This window comes from Methylobacterium sp. WL18 (assembly GCF_008040015.1).
GTDB lineage: Bacteria > Pseudomonadota > Alphaproteobacteria > Rhizobiales > Beijerinckiaceae > Methylobacterium > Methylobacterium mesophilicum.
The window spans coordinates 1-1,263 of sequence record NZ_VRVD01000963.1 but is presented as its reverse complement, the minus strand read 5'-3'; the positions used below and the strand labels follow the sequence as shown (position 1 = coordinate 1,263).

Sequence of the window (1,263 nt, the reverse complement as noted above, 5' to 3'; positions counted from 1 at the left end):
CCGGCCGCGTCGAGGTAGCTCGGGCGCGCGCACAGCACCCGCCGCACCGGGGCGAGGCGCAACGCCGTCAGCCCGGAACTCTCCAGGGCGCCGACCCGGATCGCGAGATCGTAGCCGCGCTCCACGATGGGCTCGAAATCGTCGCTGAGTTCCAGGTTCAGGACGATCTCGGGATGGAGCGTGAAAAAGGCCCGCAGGTGCGGGACGATGTGCAGCCGCCCGAACGAGGTGGGCGCCGTCACCCGCAGGGTACCCCGGGCCCGGGAGGCCCGCTGGGACACCAGGGTCTCGGCCTCCGCGATGGAATCGACGATCGGGGCGATCCGCTGGAAGAACTCCTGGCCGACATCGGTGGGGGCGACCCGCCGGGTGGTCCGGTGCAGCAGCCGCACCGCCAGCCGCTCCTCCAGCCGCTTCAGGCGCTTCGAGACCACCGCCACCGACAGGCCGAGTTCGGCCCCGGCCTGGGTCAGGCTGCCGGCCCGGACCACCCGGGCGAAGATCTCCAGGTCGCTGTGATCGTGCATGGGCGGGATCCGCATTCTCAACGCCGCGGAAAGAATCAAATCCCTTTTGCCGCCTTTTTCGCCGGAGCCAAGGGTCCTATCGCTGGGGTGTCAAAGATTCTTCACGCGCCGCTCAAGTTTTTCTGAAAGGCGCGCCAGCCCAGGGGATCGCCATGTCGGGCCTCGTCGTCGCCGAAGACCTCCGCCGCTTCGTGTCCGAGGAGGCGCTGCCCGGGACGGGTGTGGACGCGGACCGGTTCTGGTCGGGCTTCGCGGCGATCCTCCGGGATCTCGCGCCGCGCAACCGGGCGCTGCTCGACCGGCGCGACGCGCTCCAGGCCGACATCGATGCCTGGCATCGCGACCGAAGGGGCCAGCCGCACGATCCGGCGGCCTACGCGGCGTTCCTGGCGCAGATCGGCTACCTGCAGCCGGAGCCGGAGGCCGTGCGGGTCACCACCGCGGACGTGGATGTGGAGATCGCCGGGATCGCCGGCCCGCAGCTCGTGGTGCCGATCTCGAACCCGCGCTACGCCCTCAACGCCGCCAACGCCCGCTGGGGCAGCCTCTACGACGCGCTCTACGGCACCGACGCGATCCCGCAGGACGGCGACCGCGCCCCGGGCCAGGGCTTCAACCCGGCCCGGGGGGCGGCGGTGGTCGCCTACACCAAGGCGTTCCTGGACGCGGCCGCGCCGCTCACCGCCGGCACCTGGGCCGAGGCCACCGGCTTCGCGGTGACGGCGGGACGCCTCGC

General features: G+C 71.9%; 1 protein-coding gene and 1 pseudogene. One reads left to right on the top strand and one right to left on the bottom strand.

The features are described from left to right. Positions 1 to 527: LysR family transcriptional regulator (locus FV228_RS30120; RefSeq protein ID WP_147857774.1), on the bottom strand; the 527-nt coding region annotated here is incomplete at its 3' end. Positions 528 to 679: 152 nt separating this feature from the next. Here FV228_RS30120 and FV228_RS30115 point away from each other — a divergent pair. Then, positions 680 to 1,263 (top strand): annotated as a pseudogene (locus tag FV228_RS30115) (malate synthase G); the annotation flags it as partial.